Here is a 25050-nt window from a genome sequence, read left to right as displayed (position 1 = left end):
TACTTCCTTCCCCTTCAACCTCACGCCCAAATCACACAAAAAAGGCTACCCCCGAAAGAGTAGCCCCATTACTGCAAACAAACCAAACACCGATAACATCGCACCTGAGACGCGATTAATCCACAAGAATGCCGCTCCTTTGAGCCGCTCGCGCAACAGTCCAACCAATAAACTCAACAGCAGCCACCATAGCGCCGAGCCTGCAAACACGCCGATTACCAACGCGATCGCATGCGTGAAACCTGCATCTGCGCTATCGCCAAGCCCGAGCCCCGCAAACGCGCCCACAAACGACATAATCGTCATCGGATTCGTAATGGTGAGCAGCAGTGTCGACGCATACGATTTGAACAGCGTGTCCCCTGTCGCTTTGGCTGCTTCAGCAGCAGGCTTGGAGCGGAAGGATTGCACGCCCAAATAGACGAGGAACAGACCGCCGACCAGCTGTAGAATCACCTTTTGATCCAACAAGAAGCTGGTGATTAACGTCAGTCCAAAGCCAGCGATAAAACCATAGATCGCATCCGCCGTGGCAGCGCCTAGGCCTGAGAGAAAGCCATGCAAACGCCCCAGCGTCAGGGTCCTGCGCATGCACAAGATCCCGATAGGCCCCACTGGTGCTGCAATCGAAAAGCCAAGCAGAAGTCCTTTTAACAACGGGATCAGCAATTAGAACACCTGCTCACCGTCATACGTTGCGATTTTCTTGTATAGGTCCGGACGACGATCCCGGAAAATACCCCATTCGATACGCTGAATTTCCAGCTGATCTAAGTCAAATTCGGCAACGAGAACAGTTTCCTCGTCACGCCCAGCTTCTTCAATCAGATTGCCCTGCGGGCCTGCAATGAAAGACGAACCATAGAAGTTGATGCTGGAATCCTCATCTTCTTCCTTCCCGATACGATTCGACGCGATAACCGGCATCAAGTTGCACGCCGCGTGACCGCGCATGCACATTTGCCAGTGATCCTTCGAATCAATGGAACCATCCTGCGGCTCTGAACCGATGGCCGTTGGGTAGAACAACAGCTCCGCCCCCATCAGCGCCATCACTCGTGCAGCTTCTGGGTACCACTGGTCCCAACAAACACCTACGCCGATTTTGGCGTAGCGTGTTTTCCACACCTTGAAACCGGTATCGCCCGGGTTAAAATAGAACTTCTCCTCATAGCCCGGACCATCAGGGATGTGGCTTTTGCGGTATGTGCCTAGCACAGATCCATCGGCATCAATCACAGCAAGCGAGTTGTAGCGAGCGTAATTCTTTTTCTCATAGAAGCTGATCGGCAGTACCACTGCAAGTTCCTTGGCGATTTCACGGAAGTGATTGATCGCTTTATTCGTCTCCAGCTCCGTAGCGTAGCGGTAGTAGTCGGATTTTTCCTTTTGGCAGAAATAAGGCGTTTCGAACAGCTCTTGAATCAAAATAACTTGCGCGCCCTTTGCAGCGGCTTCACGAACCAATTTCTCCGCTTTGGCGATGTTTTCTTCTATGTTGTCAGAACAGCTCATTTGCGTGGCTGCCACTGTTACTTTTCTCAATGGAATCACCCTTTCTTACTGGCTGGCATTTGCTGCGTCGTGCAGTGAACATTGCCGCCTTCTTTGATAATGGACATGCCATTAATTGTACGGATTTTGCGATCTGGGAACGTCGCTTGAAGCACTTCGATCGCCTTGCGATCCGTCTCTTCTGCTGTCCCGCCAAACACTGGCAAAATAATGCCGCCGTTCACGAAATAGAAGTTCAAATAGCTAAGCGTCAATCGCTGCTCTTCAAAGAACGTTAGCGGTGGCTGCTCGATTTGGATAATCTCGAAAGAGCGCCCTTTGGCATCTGTCGCGCTGCGGAGAATTTCCAAATTCTCCTGTGTAATCGCATAGTTGGCATCCGAAGGATCGTTGCAAACTTGCAGAATGATTTTGCCTGGAGCTGCGAAACAAGCAATATTATCCACGTGACCGTCCGTCTCGTCGCCGTCCAGCCCTTTGTTCAGCCAGATGATTTTCTCCACGTTCACGAAATTGCGGACATGCTCCTCAATCTCTTCGCGGCTCAGATCTGGGTTGCGATTCGTGTTCAGCAGACATTCTTCCGTAGTCAGAAGAGTACCTTCCCCATCCACGTGGATGGAGCCTCCCTCCATGACGAGCGGAGCGTCAAAACGCTTCACACCATGGTGCTCCGCGATTTGCGGGGCTACGTTATCATCGAGATCCCAAGGCGCGTACTTGCCTCCCCATGCGTTAAACTTCCAATTGACCGCCGCGATTTCTTGCTGCGCGTTCAATACGAAGGTTGGACCATTGTCGCGGAACCAAGCGTCATTATGCGGGATCTCAAGGAAATCCACATTAGACTCCGTAAACATCGTTTTCACTTGTGCTGCATCAGAAGGGTTCACGATCACGGTAACAGGTTCAAATTCGGCAATCGCTTTTGCCAAATCCGCGTAACCTTGGGAAACAACCGTGTGATCCTCCGGGTAAACCATCGATGCTTGAACGGGCCACGAAATGAAGGTACGCTCGTGCTCTGTCCATTCTGCTGGCATGCTATAGTTTAAATCTTTGGGTTTCGTCATTATCCATCATCTCACTTATCTCAATTTGGTTTATTATCTCGTAGGAAATTCAAATAAAAACATCGTCTCCCATCATAACTCAAAAGTAGCCAACGCTCAATGTAAATAGGTAGTTCCTTGACCAATTCCTGTCGACAGCCAACTACCAATTTCCTACAAGCATAGTTTTGTAGCTTTCAAAGAACATTACTAGAGGATTCCCAAGATACAGTACCCGAAAGGATGGATCACATTGGCAACTGTTCTGCATATTACCGCACATCCTCATGATCATCAAACCTCTTACAGTATGGCCGTAGGTAAAGCTTTCATCGATGCCTATCGAGAAGCGAACCCCAATGACGAAGTGATTCCTATTGATTTGTATCGTGTCCAAGTGCCGCATATTGATGCGGACGTGTTCAGTGGGTGGGGAAAGCTGCGCAGTGGGCAGGATTTTTCCTCCTTAACTAGCGAGGAAAGCACCAAGGTAGGACGAATTAATGAGCTAACCGAGCAGTTTATTGCCGCAGACAAATACGTTTTCGTTACCCCAATGTGGAACTTCTCGTTCCCTCCTGTGATGAAAGCTTATCTGGATGCTCTTTGCGTAGCTGGCAAAACGTTTAAGTACACAGAAGCAGGTCCGGTTGGCTTACTTTCTGGCAAAAAAGTACTGCATATCCAAGCCCGCGGCGGCGTGTATTCGGAAGGGCCTGCCGCCGGCATGGAATCTGGTCATCGATATATCGGAATCATCATGGGATTCTTCGGTATTCCAGAAACGCAAGGTTTGTTCGTTGAGGGGCATAACCAATTCCCTGACAAAGCAGCGCAGATCAAAGCCGATGCGATTAGTAAGGCGCAGGATTTGGCTAAAAGCTTTTAAGGGAAGGGACAGTAAGCCTGCGTGTTAGTCCGTGGGGAACTTTCGCGGGGGCGTTAGTCGATTTTTTCGACTTACAGCTGCACTTGGGTGCTTCTGAGAGCGTGCAAGTCGATTTTTTCGACTTACTGCTGCACTTGGGTGCTTCTGAGGGCGTGTAAGTCGATTTTTTCGACTTAGAGCTGCACCTAGGGCGCTTCTGAGGACTTGTAAGTCGATTTTTTCGACTTTGGCTGCCCAAGAGCTACTGAAAATAACACTGAGGCCACCCTACCTGGGTGACCTCATACTAGTTAACTTGCCGATGGTTCATTATGAACTGTCGGCATTTTTGTGTGGAATGCGATGCATCCACCTACCCTCTACCAATAGACACACTTTGTTGCTATTCCCTGTGATTCTAATCACAGAGGTCCCCTCCGTTTGTTCGCTATACTGAAGGCATCAAGTCATTCTAATTGGAAATGAGATGATCCGACATGCTAAGCGAACAAACCATCCGAATCATTAAATCCACTGTGCCTGTACTAGAAGTTCATGGTGTAGAGATAACCAAGCGTTTTTATGACAAGCTGTTTACGTCTCACCCAGAGCTCTTACATCTTTTCAATCACGCCAATCAAAAGCAAGGCCGACAGCAGACAGCTTTAGCTAATGCCGTTTATGCCGCAGCGAAGCATATTGATCGATTGGAAATGATCTTGCCGGCTGTTAAACAAATTGCCCATAAACATCGCAGTCTGGGTGTTAAACCCGAGCAATATCCCATCGTTGGGGAACATTTATTAGGTGTGATTAAAGATGTGCTGGGCGACGCGGCGACGGACGACATTCTCGGAGCTTGGGCTGAAGCTTACGGTGTCATTGCCAGTGCATTCATTGGCATTGAGTCTGATATGTACACGAATTCGGCATTGCAGCCTGGGGGATGGAGCGATTTCAGACCTTTCGTTATCGCTCGAAAAGACAGAGAAAGCGACGTCATTACCTCTTTTTACCTAACACCACAGGATAAAGGGCCGATTGCTGAATTTGAACCCGGACAGTATGTCAGTATCCGTATTCAGATTCCAGGCGAGACGTACACACATATTCGGCAATATAGCCTCTCCCATGCATCTGGACAGCCGTTCTACCGGATCTCGGTTAAACGAGAAGACACGAACTCTGCCGTTCCTGCGGGCAAGGTTTCCGTCTATTTACACAACCAAATGCAAGAAGGAGATGTTGTCTGGCTTTCTGCGCCAGCAGGTGACTTTACACTAGATCAAGGTGATACACGACCTGTTACGCTTCTCAGCGGCGGTGTCGGACTCACCCCTATGGTGAGCATGCTCCATTCACTTGTAACCACTCAGCCAAATCGTAAGGTTACTTTTATCCATGCGGCTCAAAATGGTCAACATCACGCGCTCCGTACAGAAGTCGAGCAGCTTGCTGAGAAGCATCCTCAAGTAACGGTTGCTTGGTGCTATGCTCAGCCAACAGCTGTCGATACCAGTGAGAAGGTTTACCACAAAGAAGGCTATCTCGATCTACCATGGATTCAAAGCCTTGTGCCAACAGTAAATGGCAGCTTTTACTTCTGCGGGCCCTTGCCGTTCATGAAAACCGTGAATCAATCGCTCATCGCATGGGGTGTTCCAGAAGCGGACCGTCATTACGAATTCTTCGGTCCTTCAGGTGCTCTTTCCTAAACAAACAAAGGAGAAAAAGCCTAATCGCTTTTTCTCCCTGTTTCTCGCAGCAGCCGATTCACGGTTTCGCGGCGAAGACCAATGAACTGACCAATTTCTTCTTGCGTTAGCACGTCTGTCAGCTTCAAGGTTCCTATATAATGTTGAAACCACGATTCTAGCTTCAACAATTTAGCCGCTGGTGCGACCTCTGTCAGTTGATCGATCCGCTGCTGCATCATGCGCAGCTTGTCCTGTAATTGACGCGCGATTATGCGAAAGTGATCTGGGTTGCGTTCCAAGTCCTCATACCAGGGTTCAGCAGGCAGCACTTCAACTTCACTTGTCACTAACGCGATCGCGGTTGCATAGTAGGCACTTGGACTAATCAGCGAATGATGCGGAATCGTCTCACCAGGTACAATGATATTGACGAGCGTTGTATTCCCGTCTTCATGTGAACGAACGATTTTCAACAGACCTGTATGCAGCTTGAATAGTGAGCCTGACTCTCCTTGGCGGAATAGGATTTCTCCCTTATGCAGTTTCATCTTCGTATCTCCTTTAATGAGCAAAAAAGCGACAGCACCTTGGGCTGATCGCTTTTTCTTTTTCATGCTGCTATAGCTCTTTCTTCAACGGCTCGAGTGGTGTCCGAATCAACAGTCGCGCCTGTGTTAATTTGCCCGATAAGCTCACGTACCAACTCAACTGCTCGACCTTGCCAATAAGCCAGATCGAAATCAATAACCCGGTTAGCGATACGAGAACAGCAATCGGCAGTGCCCACATGGAGACTGGATGAGCGAAATAGGGAATGAACGAAACTGCCAAGATTGGCGCCGCATTCCATTTGAAAAATTGGATTAACGTGATCGTCACTAGGGCTGTGAAGAAGAAAGAAATGGCTCCCGTGCTGATCGTATAAAAAAGGCTGCCCATCGTAACCGCGATAATGGCTCCGATAATAATGCGACGTATTTCTCTAATGTTGTCTACGCGATGCATGAATAGGAAACTGAATGCGCCCAGCGTTGGGTAAAACACCATCTTCATCGATGGAAAGTGATAGGATGCCCAATAAGCTCCCATCAAATAACAACAAATGATAAGTGAACGAAGAAACATCGTTGGTTCCCGTCCTTTTCTGTAATGGGATTCAAGAGGCCGTTCTAAGCCAGACCTTTCCCATTTTACAAAATAGACAGAGATTCAGTCAATAACTTTACATGTCATGTAAGTCATTTCCACCTCGAATGTCGCTTGATTAGCTCCGATCCACCGACACGGTTGTCGAAGCAAAGAACTTCGCCACCGCAAAAGACGCCGCCCCAAGCACTGTAGACCGATCACGAAGCTGTGAAAACTCCACCTTCAGCTGCTTGCGCGGATGCGGCAAAGATCGCTTCTCCAGCAGTTCCAAAAGCGGCTTCATCAGCCACTTCTCACCGCCAGCCAGCCGTCCACCAAGAATAATGAATTCCGGATTATACCCGTTAATGATGTTCACCACACCGACCCCCAGGTAGTAGCCCAGCCGCTCAAAAAGCTTGATGACCCCAGCATCGCCACTCTCCGCTTTGCTTAATAGAGTCTCTAAGTCCACTTCGTGCCCTATCTCTTTCCCTGCTTGCTCCAATAACGCATGCTCCGATGCATACAGCTCCCAGCAGCCTAAGCTGCCGCAGCGGCACTTCGGACCATCATGTTGAATCGAGATGTGGCCGATCTCGCCGGAGAAACCCGTCGCCCCGCGATACAGCTCGTTTTTAATAATAATACCCGCACCGATCCCCATACCGATGGACACATAAATCAGGTTCGCAGTATCTTTACCTGCGCCGAATTGCTTCTCACCCACTGCCCCAGCATTCGCTTCATTATCAATAACAACAGGGAGTCCGAATTCAGCCTCCAGCTGCCCCTGCAGCGGCACATTTTCCCAGCCTAGATTCGGGGCAAACAACAAATTGCCCTCCTCATCACAGATACCAGGGACGCCAAGACCGATACCGATAACGCCATACACGCTTTCAGGCGCCGTTTCAATCATCTTACGAATCGTCGTTTTCAGCAGGTTTGTCACCTGTTCCACGGACTCATTGTGATGCTGGATGCGGTTTTCGCGAATCACTTTCCCCGTCAGATCCGTGAGCACAGCCAACATATCATGCACCCCAAGATCAACGCCAATCGCATATCCCGCCGTTCCATTAAACAGCAGCATCATCGGCTTGCGCCCGCCGCTCGACTCCCCTACACCAATCTCTTCAACGAGGGAGCTCTCGATTAGTTCATTCACAAGACTGGATACCGTCGCTTTCGTCAGCCCTGTAATCTCTGCAATTCTAGCGCGTGAGATCGGTGAATCTGTGCGAATGTGATGCAAGACGATCGATTTATTTATTTTTTTCACAAGGTTCAAGTCGCCTGTTTGTTTCATGGTTATCCTCCATACCGTTCCAAATGCTGCGAGTCATCGCTATGGAAATGATTCTAACATAGAAGACTTTTTCATGCACCAACTAAGTTTGTTTAATGAATTTACAAACTTTAAGAATGATGCTATGATGGCTTCATAAGCATTTATCATTCCTTTATACGGAGGCTGAATTCATGAGCTACTTTGACAACATTCAACCAGTTAATTACGAGGGACCGACATCCACGAACCCACTTTCCTTTAAATTTTACAACCCAGATCAAGTGATTCTAGGCAAAACAATGCGTGACCATATGCGTTTCGCAGTCGCTTACTGGCATTCCTTTTCTGCTAATGGCTCCGATCCTTTCGGCGCTGGCACTAACATCCGTGCTTGGGACAAATACGACGGCTTAGAGCTGGCGAAAGCTCGCGTTGATGCTTGCTTCGAGCTTCTAAACATTCTAGGTGTCGACTACTTCGCATTCCACGATCGCGATATCGCGCCAGAAGGCAACACTTTGCAAGAAACTAATGCAAACCTCGATGAAATCGTTGGTTTGATCAAAGATAAAATGGCATCCACAGGCAAAAAGCTGCTTTGGAACACAGCGAACATGTTCACGAACCCGCGCTTCGTTCACGGGGCTGCTACTTCCAACAACGCAGAAGTTTTTGCTTATGCAGCAGCACAAGTGAAAAAAGCTTTGGATCACGCCAAAGAGCTTGGCTCTGAAAACTACGTGTTCTGGGGCGGCCGTGAAGGTTACGAAACGCTTTTGAACACCGATCTTGGTCTTGAACTCGACAACCTTGCTCGCTTCCTGCACATGGCTGTTGATTATGCCAAAGAAATCGGCTACACAGGTCAATTCCTGATCGAGCCTAAACCGAAAGAGCCTTCCAAGCACCAATACGATTTCGATGCAGCGACTACACTTTCATTCTTACAAAAATACGACCTGCTTCCTTACTTCAAATTAAACCTTGAAGCTAACCATGCTACCCTTGCAGGTCACACTTTCGAGCACGAGCTTCGTGTAGCTCGCGTTAACGGCATTCTTGGTTCCATCGATGCTAACCAAGGCGACTTGTTGCTAGGTTGGGATACAGATGAGTTCCCAACTGACTTGTACTCGACAACTATGGCGATGTACGAAATCCTTTTGAACGAAGGCGGAATCGGCCGTGGCGGCGTGAACTTCGACGCCAAAGTTCGTCGTACTTCCTTCGAGCCAATCGACGTTGTGTATGCACACATCGCTGGTATGGACGCATTCGCTCGCGGCTTGCAAGTTGCAGCTAAATTGATCGAAGATAAAGTATTCGACAACATCCTTGACACTCGCTACGGTTCCTTCAAGTCCGGCATCGGCGCAGACATCGTCTCTGGCAAAGCAGACTTCAAGTCACTAGAAGCTTATGCACTTGCAAATAACGGACCGATCGTGAACCAATCTGGCCGTTTGGAATTGATTAAAGCAACTGTTAATCAATATTTGCTTAACGCTTAATCTATGTAGAAACATTAGAAATCCCGCTTCAGCCTTGGCTGGGGCGGGATTTTGGCTTTTCTATGAGGCTTACACTGCACCCGCTGAAATAAATGGATTTTATGTAGCTAATTTCATGACAAAAGCACATTTCATTGAAATAAATGGAAAATATACAGCTAATCCAACCGCATCAGCTTGAAAAACAGCGATAATGACATTTTTAACTGTAGATTTTCCATCTAATCTTCTAAATTAACTTATCGGGAGGAAATTAGATGTAGTTTTTACAGGTATTACATCGTCGTGTGGGTTGTGAAGTTTGAGAATATCGGGTGTGGGCGAATAGGCAGGTAATATTGAACTAAACCGCGTCATGTCGCCCTCAATGAAAAGATTGAGCTACTAAGAAAAATCCCGCTTCAGCCGAAGGCTGGGGCGGGATTTTTCTTTATCGCGTCGCGTCGAGCGCGTCTATTTCAGTGCATCGCGGATCGCGGCCTCGATCTGATCCAACGGATCGTTACCGGGCTTCTTATAAAGCCCGCTAGCAACAGCGGCCTCGGCGCTCACGGCCTTGTCATCCTCGACTAGCTTCTGCAGCAGCGTGCGCGTGCTGCCCTTGAGCTTGGTCTGGATGGCGCGATACGCCACCGCGACCATCTCGTCGCGGCGGAACACCGCGCCTTGCGCTATCAGCTGCGCCTCACTCGCGCTGAGCAGTCCGCTTGTCGCCGCAAGCTCGCTGGCCGTCTGCGGCTCCGCCTCTGCATAGCCTAGCGCGCGCAACGTCAGCGCCAAGAACTGCTCGCCGGTGATGCTCGCATCCGGCGCAAAGTGCACGTCGCTGACACCGTGCACCAACGCTTTACTAAACGCGAAGCCGACGGACTTCGCGGCCCAATGCTCAGCCGGCACATCCGTGAACGGCGAGCTCAGCCCTTGCGCATTCGCGGCGGCGGTCTCCCAGCCGAAAAGACGCAGCAGCATCGTGGCGCCCTGCGCCCGCGTTAGCGTCTGGTCCAGCTCGTAGCCGCGATCCGTGCCTTGAAACAGCTGCAGCTTATACAAGCTGTCGGCTTCTGCCGTGTGCTTCACACCTGCGTCGGCAGCCCAAGCTCCTGCTGCAAGCAGCGTTGATAGCAGCACAGCGCCAGCAGCGATCGTAGCAAGCTTTTTGACAATGGTTTCCCTCATCGCAGCACCGCCTGATTTGCGCCCTTATGTCGAAGCGTGGTGATGTCAATCATATACGATGTCTCCGTTAGCTTTTGGAAAAAGGGATCCGCTGCACCGACCATATCCCATTTGAAACTGATCGCAAAATCCATCGGGTTGCCGTAGTCATCCCAGTTGCGCGTCAGTCTAATCGCTTTCCAGCCATCGGAGTAGTCCTTTACGACGCTTTTTTCGGCTAGCTTTTTACCGGTCACGAACTCGGTTTTCTGCCCTCTTATTTGGTTACTCAAATTGTAAATCGTGCTGCCGCCATTGGATAAACCGCGAGCACTATACACACCATCTGTCACGCTGATGAACTCCTCTGTAAAGGAGTAACCCAGCTTATTCGTCAGTCTAACCACACCGTACAGCACTTGCAGCGGCTTAGCCGCGTTGCTGTAAACGGCATCATAGACAGACATGGAAACCGTAGGTTTCCCTCCCGTTGCTACCGGATAAGCGGTAAATTCGGCCGCATACTGCACCTTAATATCCTGCATCTCATACGTGATACTGTCGGACTTTACGGTTTGCTCAGCCCCCCACACGGGGACGGTAAACCCAAGACAGCTTATTAGCATTAACAAAGAGATTACTTTACTTATTTTCCTAATCATACCAAATCCCTCCCATTTCCTAGATTACTAGATGATAGGGAGGTTGGCAATATGTCATAAGCTATAGACTGCTACAGAATGAATAGACTATTCTTCCACTTTAATTTCGGACGCCGCATGTACGTGGGGGACAGGGGTCAACGCATCGTCATCGTTGTTATCACGAACTGTTTTTTGCAGAACAAACGAAGACATGGTCAGGAACAAAGCCGTTACTGCATAGTACCCTTTGACGGAAAGAATCTGATCTAGATTAATAATGCCGATGAACATGCCAAGCAAGGCTAAAGCGAAAGAGCTCCACGCTAGGAATGTAAAAGCCGATGTATTCCGTTTGCGGGATTCGAACCCATCCTCCAGATTATCTCTAATAACCTTCTGCAGCACGAACGCCGACATGGTAAGAAACAGTGCACATACCGCAAAATACCCCTTCACGCTAAGCGATTCCTCAAGTGTATATATCCCAATAAACATTGCCACGAAAGCCCCAATAAAGGACGCCCACGCCATAAAAGTAAATGCCGTTGTATTCCGTTTCCGCTGATTCATCATGATAAAATCCCCCTATCGTTGCCCTGCAACGTTATGAATGACTTGCTCTTGTTACTTAGTATAGGGTGCTCCGATTGTCCTAACTAGTACTATCTTCCAATAGTACCTACTCCTAAGACTTCCTTACATAATGCCTCCATCCACCTCTATGACCAGGAACAATTTGACAACTATTTTTTAGTACTGTATAGTACTATTCATGACAAAAACTAAAAAAATAACCAATCGTGATGTTGTGCTACAAACCGCTAGGGACCTCTTCCTGACCAAAGGCTATTTGGCCACGAGTATGGATGAAATCGTGCTCGCCAGCACGGTATCGAAGACGAATATTTACTATTATTTTAAAAGCAAGGAAGAGCTCTTAACTGCGATACTGGATCAGCTTATTCAAACTTATACAGAGCAGATGCAAGAAATTGCAGCCCGTTCAGACTTACGTGTTCAGGAGCGGTTTACTCTGTTCCTTCAAAGCATGACAGGCGCGGAAGGTAGCTTTCTAGCCGGTTGTCCTTTCCTCACGCTGTATACTCAGATGCCGCAAGAGGCGGACGAACTCAAACGTAAGGTGGGTTTATTTTTTCAAGATCAAATACACTTGGTCGAAGATCTGCTCCTCGAAGGTGTGCACACAGGGGAATTCTCTCCTACTCTTCCTACAAAAGCTGTCGCTGGGCTCATCGTCTCTACACTCGAAGGCGCCCTATTTCTCCAGCATACGAACCAAGATTCAGCACTGCTGGGTCAAACTCTTTCTACTTTAGCTCATTTGCTAAAGTAATTTTTTTAACCACAACTAGTACTAATTAGTACTAATAACTCAATTTCAAAAACGAAACGGAGGCTATTCATTTGGCTCATATTTTTATAACTGGCGGTACAGGATTTATCGGAACCCACACGTTAGATCAGCTTTCTCGTGAGAACCACACGATGTCGGTACTTGTTCGATCAAGATCCAGTTGGGCACAGATTTGTAAGGGGCTCGGTTGGACGTGTGACATAGAAGGGGTAAAAGAGGAGGATTCCGCGCAGGTGTACGATACTCGTCATGTTGTCAGTCGCATCAACCCTATTATTGGCGATTTGAGTATACCTGGCCTTGGTTTGAGCCCTTTAGACAGGGAAAAGGTCCTGACTGCAGATGTGATCATCCATGCTGGCGGACCGATGGATATTCAAATCAGCGAAGTGGAGGCACGGACAGTCTTCCTGCAAGCTGCGGAGGAAATGCTTCAATTGGCTGCGAACATTCAGCAGCGCGGGGGATTAAAGCATTTTATCCACGTCGTTGGTTTCAAAAGTCCTTGGACGAACGAAAATATGCACACCCCCGCTCCCATCATCGCACATTTGGAAAAAGGGCCACCTTATGAGCTGATGAAATGCCTTGCGGATTTACGTATTCGGCAAGGTGCTATGGAGCTGGGATTCCCTCTTTCCATCGTACATCCTAGCGTCGTCATAGGCAGCTCGCAGCATGGAGAAACACCTCAAACTGGCGGTCTCGGCATTCTTGTTCGGGCTACCGCGCGCGGCTTGATGTCTATGGTACCAGGTGGCTCAACACATTGGCTGCCGCTTGTCCATGTCGATCATGTCGCCTCCTTCATCAACTTATTAACGAAAGAAGCTGCCCCGTCTACGCAAACTTACTATTTGCTGGATGATCCCAAGAAGAGCCCTTCCATGTATGGCCTAGTTTCTATGATTGCTAGAGAACTCCGTGTCGCTAAGCCTCATGGATCGATCTCTCCTAAGTGGCTGAGCAAGTTTTTGGGTACCCCTTTAGGACGTAAGCTAGGTATTCCCAAGGAATCTCTCGAGTTTATCGTGCCGACGAACATTCCTTTTCTGATATCAGCCAAGGAGAGCCTCCTACAGCGACATAAGCTCCCTAACCAAGTTCATCGTGAGATGCTGCCTTTTACGATCGCAGATCTTGATTTTCAGCTCGTGCATGGTCACATGCCTAACGAGGGGTTCGTGCGAGGGAAGCGCGGCCCTCTGGCTAGCCTGGAGCGGAGTGCGAAGCTGGAGCAACATGCAACAAATGACGACGCAAAACAGCGCGCAGAACGTGTTCCGTTCCAGCCGCCAAAGCCTCCCCTCCTCTTCGTGCATGGCACGATGAGCGGAGCGGATTGTTTGCTCCCTTTGGCGGCGCAATTCCCAGAGCAAGACGTCTGCCTGGTCGATCTGCCAGGCTTCGGGCGTTCGCCCTACCATCACGCTGCCGACGTGATGGAGGGCCACATCGCAGCGCTCGTCGAGGCGATCCGCGCCTTCGACAGCCCGGTTACGCTCGTGGGCCACTCGCTGGGCGGCCTCCTAGCCGCCCACGCCTACGCTCGCGTACCGGAACGGATCCACATGCTGCATCTGCTGCAGCCTGCCCTGCAGCCCGCCGCGCGCAAGTACCGCAGCGCGCGCCTCAACCATCTCGCGCTGCGCCGACTGCGCGAGAAAGACCTGCAGAAGCAGCTGCTCGCGCAGCGCTGCTTCGTGGACATAAGTGACATACCGACTTCGTATGTCACTTATGTCCTGCAAGAGCTGCAGTCGCCGCGGGTGCGGAAGACGACTGCCGAGACCCTCTCTGCGCTGGCACGCGCAGAGGGATTCCCCCCGCAGCAGCTGGCGGAGCTGCTGCGGGAGGCTTCGATCCTGTGGGGCACACAGGATCGCGCCTTTGCTTTGGCGGAGGAGCTTCGCTCCGCCAATACGGTGGAGATCGGGGCAGCGCACCATTTCCCGATCTCGCATCCCGAGCTGACAGCCCAGCTGCTGCGACAGCAAGGGCTATAGACATTCGCACCGACTCCCTAAGCTCGTCTGCCTGCACACTCTTGTGCGGATAGGCGAGCTCTTTATCTTTTTCCCCCGAGACATTCACCTATCGCCCATTTGCCGAATAACATATGAGAAAACCTTTATCCCGGCCATTCCAGGGATGCTCGATAACGATTCTCCCCCATAAAATGACAAACATTGGCGGGGCCCCGATAGAGGTTAGTTTTATTACCAATCAGAAAGCAGTTTTTCGGTAATCCGGAATCTTGTACATTCTGAAGTAGAAGAAAAGTAGGCTCGGATACAGTCATTTCCGACTTCCCATCTCCTGAGCCTCCTACTTTGGGCGTCTCAGTTGCGCTTTAGCGTGTTTTACCCCCTGAGACTGCCTTATAGGGAGGCTCAATCATTTTTTTTAAGGAGGCACAACCTATGCAAATTCACGTTGTCCAAAAGGGACAAACCTTATATCGCATTTCGCAAACCTACGGCGTGTCGGTCGAGGAGGTCGCATCAGCAAATGAACTCACCCCCAGTCAATCGTTAGTCATCGGACAGGCATTAGTTATTCCGATTGTCGGCTCCTATTACTGGGTGCAGCCTGGTGAGGGCCTTTACCGAATCGCCCAAAAGCTCGGCATAGATCTAGACACACTCGCTTCCGTCAATGGACTCACGTTATATCAAACATTGCCGAGCGGTTTCCGATTATATATCCCCCCGACCCCGCGCACACAAGCCGAGGTGAATGCTTATATAGAACCTAGAGGCGCTGATGTCTCGCCTGTTCTCGTTCAAGCTGCACGTGAAGCTGCCCCTCACTTAACTTACCTAGCTCCCTTCAGCTTCCGCATTAACCGCGATGGAACCTTAGTCCAGCCGCCGCTTGACCATTTACGAGACATCGCTAAGCAGCATGGTGTCACCCTGATGATGGTGGTCACCAACCTCGAGAATGACCAGTTCAGCGCAGAGCTTGGGCACATTATTTTAACTGACGAAGCTGTTCAGAATCGCCTCCTCCAAAACATCGAAACAACAGCTGAGAAGCTCGGGTTTAAAGATATCCATTTTGACATTGAACATCTGCTGCCTGCGGATCGCGAGGCATACAACAAATTCCTGCGCAAAGCGGTAGATCGCTTCCATCGGAAAGGGTACCTGGTCTCCACTGCACTCGCGCCAAAAACAAGTGCCACACAAGCCGGAGCTTGGTACGAAGCTCATGATTATAAAGCCCATGGCCAAATTGTTGATTTTGTCATCATTATGACCTATGAGTGGGGCTACAGCGGCGGACCTCCGATGGCCGTTTCACCGATTGGACCTGTTCGCAAAGTACTGGAGTATGCCCGCAGTGAAATGCCTTCTTCTAAAATTATGATGGGGCAAAATTTGTATGGCTACGACTGGACGTTGCCCTTTGTACCGGGAGGTGCTTATGCCAAAGCCATTTCACCGCAGGCTGCGATCGATCTAGCCCGCAAATATAACGCGCAAATTCTATACGACTACACCGCACAAGCTCCTCATTTTAACTATTGGGATGATGCAGGCAAGGAGCATACAGTTTGGTTCGAGGATGCTCGCTCCATTCAAGCTAAGTTTCGTTTGATTCAAGAGCTCGCTCTTCGCGGTATTAGCTATTGGAAGCTGGGACTTAAGTTCCCGCAGAACTGGCTGTTGCTCGAAGATAATTTTAAAATTGTGAAACGTGGTTAACGCATTAAGCCCCCTTCCCGCAAGCTTGTATAGACGGGGGTTTTCTCTTTTTCGACATAATTAACAAAATCTCAACAAATTAAATAACCATTTCCCTTCATTTTTCTCCATAAAATGCCGATGAAAATAGATATATATCTATATATCTATTTATTTAATTTCATCAAGCAGATTCTAGCAACAGCTTTAATGGAGGGAAATGAAGCATGAAGAGTTTTACTCAGAGTAAATGGTTGTCCCTAGTCGTGATTTTCATTCTAGCAAGTCAGGCTATTTTCGCAGGAAGTGCTTTGGCAGCAGATGAAATTTCAAAGCTGGTTTTGAACAAAAATGAGCTCAGCTTACAAGTCGGTGCTACGGCTAACTTATCGGCTACTGCTATCTATGTCAGCGGCTCGACTGAAAATGCTACTGTCAAAACAGACTGGAATTCTGGATCAGCAGATGTGGCATCCGTGTATGCAGGTGTCGTAACTGCCAAAAAAGAAGGGAAAGCGGTCATTACGGCTACTTACTTGGGTAAAACGGAAGTTGTTACCGTGACAGTCACCAAGAAAGTGAAGTCATTAACCACGGATAAGCAAGCTCTTGATCTTCGTCTCAATGCGACAGATCAAGTGACGATTACGGCTTACTACGAAGACGGCACCTCGGAGAATGTAACGAGCAAGGCTGATTACACGGTGAATGCGAGCTCAATCGCAACGGTGACAAATGGTTTAGTCAAAGGACAAAACCCTGGCAGTGGCACCATTACGGTTACCTATATGAACCAAACCCTCGTTTTGAACGTGGATGTCGAGGTTGTACGTCGTTTAGATGCGGAGAAATCGAATGTTTCTTTACTTCTGGGTGGTACAGCGAAACTTAAATTAATGGCGACCTATCCTGATGGCTCTGTTGATGACGTATCGAGTAAAGCGGTATGGACAACAGATAAATCAACTGTAGCAGATGCCCTCAAAGGAACGATTACCGGCTATAGTGTCGGAAAGGCAACTTTGACAGCTACCTACGGTACGAAATCAACAACCATAACGGTTGATGTAGATAGTACAGTGAAGCTTGAATTAGATAAACAAAGTGTTTTGCTCAAGAAAAATGGGACAGGCTCGTTAAAGCTAACAGCTACCTATACCAACGGTACAACAACGGATATTACGGATCGTGCGGAATGGACGTCCGGCGATGAAGATATCGTTAGCGTAACGAAAGGTCAACTACTTGGCAATGCGATCGGTGAAGCAACAGTGACTGCCAAGTATGGGGAGAAAGTGATTACGGCTAAGGTAGACGTTGAGGTTCCCCGTCGCCTAGTCGTGGATACTGATCTTGTTGCGTTGAAAACAGGGGAAACTGGGCAGCTTGTTCTACGCGCAACTTATGCCGATGGAACATCAGCTAACGTAACAGACAGTGCAACTTGGAGCGTCGATAAGGAAGATATCGCTTTTGTTAACAAAGGTACTATCACAACTTATAAAGCGGGAATTGCGAAAGTAACTGCAACCTACGGGGGCAAAACAACAATTACGCAAGTCGAAGTTGATGTACCTACGATCATTAAAGCTTCACAGAAACTGGTCAACATGCAGATCGGAGATTCGGCTAATGTTGAATTGACCGCTTATTTTAAAGACGGCCGCGAAGTCGATGTGACGGACAAAGCTACTTGGAAGTCTAGCTCTGACGCTATCGCAGAGGTTCGCAGCGGTGCCATTACAGGAACTGCTACTGGCGCTGCAACGGTGACTGCTGATTATGGGACACGTAAAGCCGCTATTCAAGTTTCGGTAGGTGTCTTGAAGAGTCTTACGATTAGCGAAGAAAAGCTCATCATGAAGAAGGACGCGTCTGTTACTCTAATAGCCAAAGCTTTGTACACCGACGACACGGAGAAAGTTGTCACCGATGATGTGATCTGGACTAGCAGCAATATCAAATCAGTCACCGTCGATAAAGGTGTCGTGAAGGCCATTGCATCTGGAGTGTCTACACTGACCGCTCAACTGGATGATACAACGGTAACTATCCCTGTTCAGGTGGATATGGCAAGTGAATTAACAGCGAATGTGGCTAGCCTGATTTTTGATCTGAACGAAACAAGAATCATTGCACTTACAGCAACAGATGAAAACGAAGCATCACGTACAGTAACGAACGAGGCTGAGTGGAAATCAAGCAATAGCAGCATTGTTACAGTATCCAAAGGTCTCGTTAAGCCAGTTGCCCGCGGGAAAGCAACCATCACAGCAACCTATGGCGGTAAAAGCATTACCATTCCGGTAGAAATCGGTGTGATTGATGGACTAACGGCTGATAAATCGTTTTTTGTTACCAAAAGCGGTGTTCAAACACAAGTCAAATTAACCGCCACATTGTCCGATGGTACAACGAAGGATGTCACTGATATCGCGATTTGGAAAGTTAGCTCTTACAAACTCGGTACTGTTGAAAAAGGACTTTTCACAGCGACAGCTTCAGGGAAAACCAATATCACTGGCTTCTATGGTGGTAAAACCATATCGATTCCTGTCGAAATTGATACTTTGAAATATTTGAAGACTGATGTCGTCAAGCTTACGTTGAAAGAAGGCGCAACAGCGAAAGTCGAAGCTTTGGCTACTTATACGGATGGCTCGGAAGAAGATGTGACCAAGCCGGCTCTATGGACGACGTCGAATATCATGACCGCAGACGTCAAGGACGGCATTATCAAAGCAACTGGCAAAGGGACTGCCCGTATTACCATTACCTATGCCAACATGAAAACAACGGTTCAAGTAATCGTCACGAAATAAAGGCTGCTCCAGAACCGTTACCTTCCTAGTTATCTAGGAGGTGACGGTTTTTTTGCTTCACACTACGCCAATCCCCGCACTTCTCCCCTCTCCATGCATAACTTCTCGTTCGCGGGGGAATATATGCTTACCTACACTGAATGACCCCTATCTACTAAATACCTGGAGGTATGGATAATGGTTACCCGCTCTGTCAAATTAGCTTCTATATCTTTCCTTACTTTCTCTCTTCTGCTTGGGGCACATCAATATCGGCTGCATGCCCACGATCACAATACGCATGTCTCACAGACCGAAAACCTGCAGAGCTTAAAGAATGGTTCCGCTACGATGTATCAAACCAACCCCTTTGGCATGCCGGGGGCAGACACTCGTTTACTCCCTGCGACCAATCTGAACGGTTATGCTGCTGCGTATGGGATTACACCACCAACCGCATTGAACGTATCCACCCTGCAAGCTCAGTCTGTCGTAGCGGCGCCTAAAGATAAAACCAGGCATTGGTACAGCTACCTAGGTTTATTAGGGTTGCTTGGTTTACTTGGACTCGGATCCCGCTCCAACTCTTCTTATTCGGAATAACTTCTGGGCCAATTAAGGAGCCTAGTTCCTGATCAGGGAACGGGCTTTTTTTGCGTCCTCCAAAACATTTGTTTGTACGATAGACATTTGTTTTTAGGTAGGTTAAAATAAGGAGAGAACGACGAAGGAGGGGAGCTTTGCATGGATCGTGAACAGCAAATCCTAGCGCTTATCCGTCAAAATCCATTCATTTCCCAGAACGAAATGGCCGGTATCATCGGAATTTCTCGATCTGCCGTAGCTGGTTATATTGCCTCATTGACCAAAAAGGGAACGATTCGTGGCAGAGCCTATGTGACCTCGGATGAACACATGGTTTTCTGCATCGGCGGAGCGAATCTCGACAGTAAAGCCCTCAGCAAGCATGCGATCCGCCTAGCTTCCTCTAATCCAGTAACGGTAACCGAGTCTTGTGGTGGCGTTGCTCGCAACATCGCTGAAGCATTAGCCGGATTAGCCTGTCAAACATCGCTCCTAACCGTGGTCGGGGACGACAAAGCAGGTCAGTGGGTGCTAGAAGAAACGCGACGTCGAGGCGTCGATGTCAGCCAAGCGATCGTGCTAAATGGCGAGAATACGGGGTCTTACACCGCGCTCCTCGACACTTCTGGTGAGATGTTTCTCGCTTTTGCCAATATGGACATTTATGATAAATTCTCACCAGCGATGCTGAGGGATAAGTGGTCTCATATCGCTGCTGCCAAGCTCGTAATCGCAGATACGAACCTGCCGAGCGACACCTTAGAGGAATTGATCCGTCGATGTCAGGAGGAGAGTATCCCCCTCTTCATTGATCCTGTTTCCTCGGAGAAATCGAAGAAGCTTCCAACTGATCTTTCCGGCGTAACGGCTATTTTCCCGAATTTAGAAGAGGCAGTTCAACTAGCCCACACACCGCTGACGATGAACCAAGATGTCATTGATATGTTCTATGTAGAGCCTGATCATTCGAAAATTGCTGGTTCCATTCGCGAACGTGGTGTGAAGCATGTTTTCATTACACTTGGAAGCCGAGGACTTCTCTATGTAGGTGAAGAAGGCGAACAATTCTTCCCTCCAATTCCAACCCAAGTGGTCGAGGTTACGGGTGCAGGCGATGCTTTCTTGGCTGGTATTGTCTATGGCATTACCCACGAACAATCGTATCTGAAATCCTGTGAATTCGGCCTTGCCGCTGCGCACATTACCCTTCAAACCAGTCAATCGACGTCCAGTGAACTGAACGAGGAACGCTTACAACTTACGATAAACACCATGACTAAAGGAGACTAAACCCATGTTATCTACCTCATACTTAACTTATACAGATGAAGTGAAAGAAGCTCTTGCTACTAATAAACCGATCGTAGCTTTGGAAACGACGATTATTTCCCATGGTATGCCCTACCCGCAGAACATCGAAATGGCGAAAAAGGTGGAGCAAATTATCCGCGATAACGGCGCTGTTCCGGCAACGATCGGTATCATGGATGGCAAAATCAAGATCGGCTTAAACGAACAGGAACTCGAAGCTTTTGCAACGAATGGCCATGTGGAAAAAGTGAGCCGCCGCGACTTCCCTTACATCCTCTCCTCTGGCAAAATCGGCGCGACTACGGTATCTGCGACGATGATCGGCGCTGCCTTAGCCGGCATCGAAGTCTTTGCTACCGGCGGCATCGGCGGTGTTCACCGCGAGGGAGAAGCCTCGATGGACATCTCCGCTGACTTGACGGAGCTTGCGGCTACCAACGTTGCCGTCGTCTGCGCCGGCGTGAAATCGATCCTCGATATTGGCCGTACGCTCGAGTATTTAGAAACCCATGGCGTGCCCGTGGTTGGTTACCAAACGAGCGAGTTCCCTTCCTTCTACGCCCGCGAGAGCGGCTACGGCGTAGACTTCCGCCTCGATGAGGCGGCTGACGTGGCTGCTATGCTCCGCACGAAGTGGGAGCTGGGCCTAAGCGGCGGTGCCGTCATCGCCAACCCGGTCCCAGCGGAATCCGCTATGGACCATGTCGAGATCGAAGCCGTCATCCAGCAAGCGCTGAATGAGGCCAAAGAGCAGAACGTGACCGGCAAGAAGGTCACGCCTTTCTTGCTAGCGCGGATCAAGCAGCTGACGGAGGGGCGCAGCCTGGAGACGAACATCGCGCTCGTTTACCACAACGCGCAGACCGCTGCGAGGATTGCGGTTGCTTTGAAGAACTAAAATAATTAGCTCGCTCCCCACGAGGGGGGCGAGCTTTTTTTAGATCTTGGTATCATTACGGAACGCTGTTCCGTATCTCTGTGGTCTTGCACAGCTTAAATTAACTTGCAACGGCCTGCTTTTTCTTTTTCCACGGCCGGATCACTGAAACACAAATAATAAACACCGTGACTGCGACTTGTACGTAGATAGCATATTGACGCAGTGTCTGATTGTGCAGAAATTCAGGATTGTTCAGTGCCAAAGCTTTCTCTGTCTCTAAGAGGGTCATATTGGCCAGCATCAACTTATCCACAACGAATATACCAATGAGGGTCTGTCCGACAAATAAAATCCATTTCACGGTGACCCAGCGGTGCTTGAAAAATCCCCAGCTTGTTAGCAGCCCGTACAAAAAACCTACAAGCAATGTACCCACCGCCCCCGTTCGGATAATGCTGTCACTGATGATCACAACCCTTTTGTAAGTAGCAAGTGTATCATCATAAGTGCCAAGGCTAATGCCCATATTCAAGGCTAAAGAACTCATAATGCCGCCAAAAAACAGCGCTACAAGTGAGATATGCACAATTTTCAACCATTTCATGCCAGCTGGACTTAATTTTTTCATTGATAATCCTCCCCCATGCGTTAACTAAGGAGCATTATACCCGCACAATGTTGTGAACTTGTGAAGATGCTTTGCGATTTGGATGAATGTCCCCACAAGCAGGTAGAGTAAAGGTATACTAAGCTTAATTCGTTACGGAAATGAGGATTTTGGGCATGACACACACACTTCTACTCGTCGATGATGAGCGGCAGGTACTTGAATTCATGGAGCCCTTCCTACGTCAGGAAGGCTTTCATATTGTTACAGCTACAACAGGAACGCAAGCTTTGGCACTCGCCCACGAATATAAACCAGCACTCGTTGTCCTAGACTGGATGCTGCCGGAAATGAGCGGAATCGAGGTTTGTCGACGTTTGCGAAGCGGATCCAGCCATATTGGGATTATCATGGTGACTGCGAGAACGGATGAGACAGACAAAATTGTGGGGCTAGAGGTTGGCGCCGATGATTATTTGACGAAGCCTTTTTCCCTGCGGGAGCTAGCTGCGCGTATACGTTCGGTGCTGAGAAGACTCGCAGTCCACGAAGAGGGCGAAACGGAGGAGCTGCAACGCGGCGATCTGACAATTCATGAAGCGAAATGCCTTGTTCGTAAACGCGGCCAAGAAGTCTCACTCACGCCAACGGAATTTAAGCTGCTGCTTACACTGGCCGCGAGACCAGGGATCGTTTACAGCCGGCTACAGTTGCTGCAAAGCGCGTTGGAGGATGATTTTCTGAACGACGAACGCACCGTGGATGCGCACATTAGTCATCTGAGGAAGAAAATTGAGGACAATCCATCTGCTCCTCTTTTTGTGCAAACGGTATATGGGTTTGGGTATCGATTCGGTGATCAACTATGAGTGTTCGGCGCAAGCTATTTATCACGATGATTGCCTTTATTGTAGGGATGGGCATCATCTTTGCGGTGGTCACGCAGTTCTTGATGCGGGATGTGCTGCAGGTCATGGTTGAGGCCTCGCGTCAGGATGAAATAGGCGAAATCTCACAGTCTCTCGGGCACTATTATCAAACGAACGGAGATGCTTGGACAGGCATTGAAGCTTATTGGGCAGCTCACCTTCCGAAGACGTTAGAGGAAAAAGGGGCGAGTGTGATCCTGATGGCTCCCGACTCCCATGTCGTGTTAACGAGTGGGGATACTCCCTCCAAAAAGGTTCGGACATTCGGTATTCGAAGTAACCTCATGTTAGGTGAGCAGCGGATCGGCCTACTTATTTATCACGATGAAGGTGCCGAATTTATGTCGAAGCTGCGCATCGGTGTTCTCAGCTCGACCCGTTTTCTCCTCATGATCGGGACTTTCGTCTTCGTGTTGGTTTCCTTATTCCTGATCTATTGGCTCGCTCGGCGGCTAACCGCTCCGCTTCGAGCACTCATCCCTGTGCTGGATCGATTGGGCAAAGGGGAGTACGGCATTCAAGCTCCTGTAACCAGCCAGGATGAGTATGGTAAGGTAGCTGAAGCCTTTAATGTGATGTCAGCACAGCTGGAGCATGCAGAATCGCTGCGCCGTAACATGGCCGCTGACGTGGCACATGAGCTGCGAACACCGCTGACCATCATCAGCGGTAAGCTCGAACTGCTCCAGCAGGAGGCGCAGCCTATTCCACCAGAGGTACTGCTGCCGCTGCAGGACGAGCTTATTCGCTTGACTCGGCTCGTGGATGATCTGCATCAGCTCTCTCTAGCTGAAGCCAAAAAGCTTCCGCTAGAGCGGAAGCCTGTTGATATGCATGGTCTTCTTGGTCGTATTGTGGAACATCTTGCGCTAGATGCACAGAGTAAAGGTGTGAAGCTCTCACTTCATAGTGCTGCGGAGAATACCATTCTCTGGGTCGACGCTCATCGGATGACCCAAGTGTTCTATAATCTGTTGACCAATGCCATTCGGTATACCTCCGAGGGGGGGCAGGTCGAAGTCTTTATTGAGAGACAAGGCGATCATCACCTTCGTCTCTCCGTTCGCGATACAGGTATGGGCATCGATGCCGCCCATCTCCCCTTCCTGTTCGAGCGTTTTTACCGGATGGATGAAGCGCGTGCCCGTAACAGCGGTGGTATGGGGCTTGGTCTCGCCATCGCCAAACAATTGATCTTGGCCCATGAAGGGACCATCGAAGTGAGCAGTCGGTTGGGGGAAGGCTCTGTTTTCACAGTCACACTTCCCTTCAATAAGCGTGCTGCCTCGGAAGTCGCGCGGTAGTTACTCCGTTACCCATTGCGTTTTTAAGGCAAAGGGAATACGCGCTGCTTTCGTTGGAATGACTTCCGGATAACCAATGTAAACAAAGCCGACCATCTCTTCTTTGCCTGAGAGACCGAAGTTCTCTTGCATTTTCGGATGATAGGTGGGATCACCAGTACGCCAGATGGTGCCCAAGCCCAAGGCATGTGCTGCTAGCATCATATTCTGTACGGCGCAGTGAACAGCTGCATACTCCTCAATCACGGGTACGACTGACTTCTCGGATGGGGAGACAGCTACAGCAATAACGAGCGGAGCTCGAAACGCTTTCTTCTCATTGCTGATGCGCAGCTGCTCTTCTTCTTCCTCAGACAGCGCCGCATCTGCACCTAACTTCGCTTCCGCAATGGCGACTTCGGCATAGCCGCGTCCCAGCAGCTTTCTGCCTTCACCCGACATCACCCAGAACCGCCAAGGTTCCGTATGCGCGTGATTCGGTGCCCAGACAGCAGCTTCCAATATCTCTTCAATCAGCGCGTGCTCGATTGGGTCCTGCTTGAGTTTCCCTATACTGCGTCGCTGGCGAATCGCTTCTTTCACTTCCATGCTTCCCACTCCCACTTCGGTCGATTTATTTGTTGCCGCTCGCGGCGTGGCCGGCGCAATCGCGCTTATTCAGCTGTGCTACCGGTTATTTAACGCCCTTCTCGGGCGTTATTG

Annotated in this window: 23 protein-coding genes and 1 pseudogene; 12 read left to right on the top strand and 12 right to left on the bottom strand. The window is 49.2% G+C overall.

All coding sequences use genetic code 11. The features are described from left to right. Positions 1-45: 45 nt before the first annotated feature. Genes AC58QG_RS32355 through AC58QG_RS32345 form a run of 3 tightly spaced genes read right to left on the bottom strand, consistent with a single transcriptional unit; the run spans position 46 to position 2588 of the window. Positions 46-666 carry a LysE family translocator gene (locus AC58QG_RS32355; protein ID WP_497366182.1) on the bottom strand — a complete coding sequence of 207 codons (621 nt, stop codon included), beginning with the start codon at positions 664-666 and terminating at the stop codon, positions 46-48. 3 nt (positions 667-669) lie between these two features. Then, positions 670-1545, bottom strand: a complete 876-nt coding sequence (gene aguB / locus AC58QG_RS32350; protein WP_173120578.1) for an N-carbamoylputrescine amidase — start codon at positions 1543-1545, stop codon at positions 670-672. A gap of 5 nt (positions 1546-1550) precedes the next feature. Then, a complete protein-coding gene (locus AC58QG_RS32345) occupies positions 1551-2588 on the bottom strand; it encodes an agmatine deiminase family protein (RefSeq protein WP_497366128.1) in 1038 nt (345 codons plus the stop codon). A gap of 232 nt (positions 2589-2820) precedes the next feature. On the opposite strand from AC58QG_RS32345, the gene AC58QG_RS32340 reads away from it, so the two are divergent. Then, positions 2821-3456 carry an FMN-dependent NADH-azoreductase gene (locus AC58QG_RS32340; RefSeq protein ID WP_497366127.1) on the top strand — a complete coding sequence of 212 codons (636 nt, stop codon included), beginning with the start codon at positions 2821-2823 and terminating at the stop codon, positions 3454-3456. A gap of 476 nt (positions 3457-3932) precedes the next feature. Then, positions 3933-5150: an NO-inducible flavohemoprotein gene (hmpA, locus tag AC58QG_RS32335; RefSeq protein ID WP_497366126.1), complete on the top strand. Its 1218-nt coding sequence runs from the start codon at positions 3933-3935 to the stop codon at positions 5148-5150. Positions 5151-5170: 20 nt separating this feature from the next. Here the strand turns inward: hmpA and AC58QG_RS32330 are convergent, their stop codons facing one another. From AC58QG_RS32330 to AC58QG_RS32320, 3 genes are all read right to left on the bottom strand, one after another. Then, positions 5171-5680 carry a Crp/Fnr family transcriptional regulator gene (locus tag AC58QG_RS32330; protein ID WP_497366181.1) on the bottom strand — a complete coding sequence of 170 codons (510 nt, stop codon included), beginning with the start codon at positions 5678-5680 and terminating at the stop codon, positions 5171-5173. Positions 5681-5750: 70 nt separating this feature from the next. Next, on the bottom strand, positions 5751-6185 hold the full coding sequence (locus AC58QG_RS32325) for a hypothetical protein (protein WP_497366125.1): 435 nt from the start codon (positions 6183-6185) through the stop codon (positions 5751-5753). Between the two features lie 211 nt (positions 6186-6396). Further along, positions 6397-7572, bottom strand: coding sequence for an ROK family protein (locus AC58QG_RS32320; RefSeq protein WP_497366124.1), 1176 nt, complete (start codon positions 7570-7572; stop codon positions 6397-6399). Between the two features lie 173 nt (positions 7573-7745). On the opposite strand from AC58QG_RS32320, the gene xylA reads away from it, so the two are divergent. Then, positions 7746-9065, top strand: coding sequence for a xylose isomerase (xylA, locus tag AC58QG_RS32315; RefSeq protein WP_497366123.1), 1320 nt, complete (start codon positions 7746-7748; stop codon positions 9063-9065). A gap of 453 nt (positions 9066-9518) precedes the next feature. On the opposite strand, the gene AC58QG_RS32310 is transcribed toward xylA, so the two are convergent. From AC58QG_RS32310 to AC58QG_RS32295, 4 genes and pseudogenes are all read right to left on the bottom strand, one after another. Next, the gene (locus AC58QG_RS32310) at positions 9519-10241 is read right to left on the bottom strand and encodes an S-layer homology domain-containing protein (RefSeq protein ID WP_497366122.1); all 723 of its coding nucleotides are present in this window, start codon (positions 10239-10241) and stop codon (positions 9519-9521) included. After that, entirely contained in the window at positions 10238-10882 is a 645-nt protein-coding gene (locus AC58QG_RS32305; RefSeq protein ID WP_497366121.1) for a hypothetical protein, read from the bottom strand. Before AC58QG_RS32305 ends, AC58QG_RS32310 begins: the two co-directional genes overlap by 4 nt. Before the next feature lie 87 nt (positions 10883-10969). Beyond that, positions 10970-11242 carry a YiaA/YiaB family inner membrane protein gene (locus AC58QG_RS32300; RefSeq protein WP_497366180.1) on the bottom strand — a complete coding sequence of 91 codons (273 nt, stop codon included), beginning with the start codon at positions 11240-11242 and terminating at the stop codon, positions 10970-10972. Continuing rightward, positions 11234-11434, bottom strand: a pseudogene (locus AC58QG_RS32295) (YiaA/YiaB family inner membrane protein); the annotation flags it as partial. The gene AC58QG_RS32300 and the pseudogene AC58QG_RS32295, both read right to left, overlap by 9 nt. 202 nt (positions 11435-11636) lie before the next feature. Here AC58QG_RS32295 and AC58QG_RS32290 point away from each other — a divergent pair. The 7 genes from AC58QG_RS32290 (at position 11637) to AC58QG_RS32260 (ending at position 21526) form a co-directional block, all read left to right on the top strand. Then, positions 11637-12218 (top strand): TetR/AcrR family transcriptional regulator, encoded by a 582-nt coding sequence (locus AC58QG_RS32290; protein WP_497366120.1) that lies wholly within the window; start codon positions 11637-11639, stop codon positions 12216-12218. Positions 12219-12289: 71 nt separating this feature from the next. Beyond that, positions 12290-14245 carry an alpha/beta fold hydrolase gene (locus AC58QG_RS32285; protein WP_497366119.1) on the top strand — a complete coding sequence of 652 codons (1956 nt, stop codon included), beginning with the start codon at positions 12290-12292 and terminating at the stop codon, positions 14243-14245. A 417-nt stretch (positions 14246-14662) separates the two neighbouring features. Beyond that, the gene (locus AC58QG_RS32280) at positions 14663-15952 is read left to right on the top strand and encodes a LysM peptidoglycan-binding domain-containing protein (protein ID WP_497366118.1); all 1290 of its coding nucleotides are present in this window, start codon (positions 14663-14665) and stop codon (positions 15950-15952) included. Positions 15953-16158: 206 nt separating this feature from the next. After that, on the top strand, positions 16159-18753 hold the full coding sequence (locus AC58QG_RS32275; RefSeq protein WP_497366117.1) for an Ig-like domain-containing protein: 2595 nt from the start codon (positions 16159-16161) through the stop codon (positions 18751-18753). Positions 18754-18930: 177 nt separating this feature from the next. Then, the gene (locus AC58QG_RS32270) at positions 18931-19335 is read left to right on the top strand and encodes a hypothetical protein (protein ID WP_497366116.1); all 405 of its coding nucleotides are present in this window, start codon (positions 18931-18933) and stop codon (positions 19333-19335) included. 141 nt (positions 19336-19476) lie between these two features. Beyond that, entirely contained in the window at positions 19477-20607 is a 1131-nt protein-coding gene (locus AC58QG_RS32265) for a carbohydrate kinase (protein ID WP_497366115.1), read from the top strand. A 4-nt stretch (positions 20608-20611) separates the two neighbouring features. Continuing rightward, positions 20612-21526 (top strand): pseudouridine-5'-phosphate glycosidase, encoded by a 915-nt coding sequence (locus tag AC58QG_RS32260; protein ID WP_497366114.1) that lies wholly within the window; start codon positions 20612-20614, stop codon positions 21524-21526. Positions 21527-21626: 100 nt separating this feature from the next. On the opposite strand, the gene AC58QG_RS32255 is transcribed toward AC58QG_RS32260, so the two are convergent. After that, positions 21627-22136 carry a DUF2269 family protein gene (locus AC58QG_RS32255; RefSeq protein WP_497366113.1) on the bottom strand — a complete coding sequence of 170 codons (510 nt, stop codon included), beginning with the start codon at positions 22134-22136 and terminating at the stop codon, positions 21627-21629. Between the two features lie 155 nt (positions 22137-22291). On the opposite strand from AC58QG_RS32255, the gene AC58QG_RS32250 reads away from it, so the two are divergent. Together AC58QG_RS32250 and AC58QG_RS32245 are read left to right on the top strand one after the other, a co-directional pair. Next, positions 22292-22984 (top strand): response regulator transcription factor, encoded by a 693-nt coding sequence (locus AC58QG_RS32250; protein WP_497366112.1) that lies wholly within the window; start codon positions 22292-22294, stop codon positions 22982-22984. Further along, positions 22981-24348, top strand: a complete 1368-nt coding sequence (locus AC58QG_RS32245) for a sensor histidine kinase (protein WP_497366111.1) — start codon at positions 22981-22983, stop codon at positions 24346-24348. The genes AC58QG_RS32250 and AC58QG_RS32245 overlap by 4 nt, the downstream gene beginning before the upstream one ends. On the opposite strand, the gene AC58QG_RS32240 is transcribed toward AC58QG_RS32245, so the two are convergent. Next, on the bottom strand, positions 24349-24936 hold the full coding sequence (locus tag AC58QG_RS32240; protein ID WP_497366110.1) for a nitroreductase family protein: 588 nt from the start codon (positions 24934-24936) through the stop codon (positions 24349-24351). It lies immediately after the preceding gene. Between the last annotated feature and the right edge of the window lie 114 nt (positions 24937-25050).

It is taken from the genome of Paenibacillus sp. J22P169, assembly GCF_059691995.1.
Note: the sequence above shows the minus strand (reverse complement) of the source record. Positions and strands in the feature narration are given on the sequence as shown.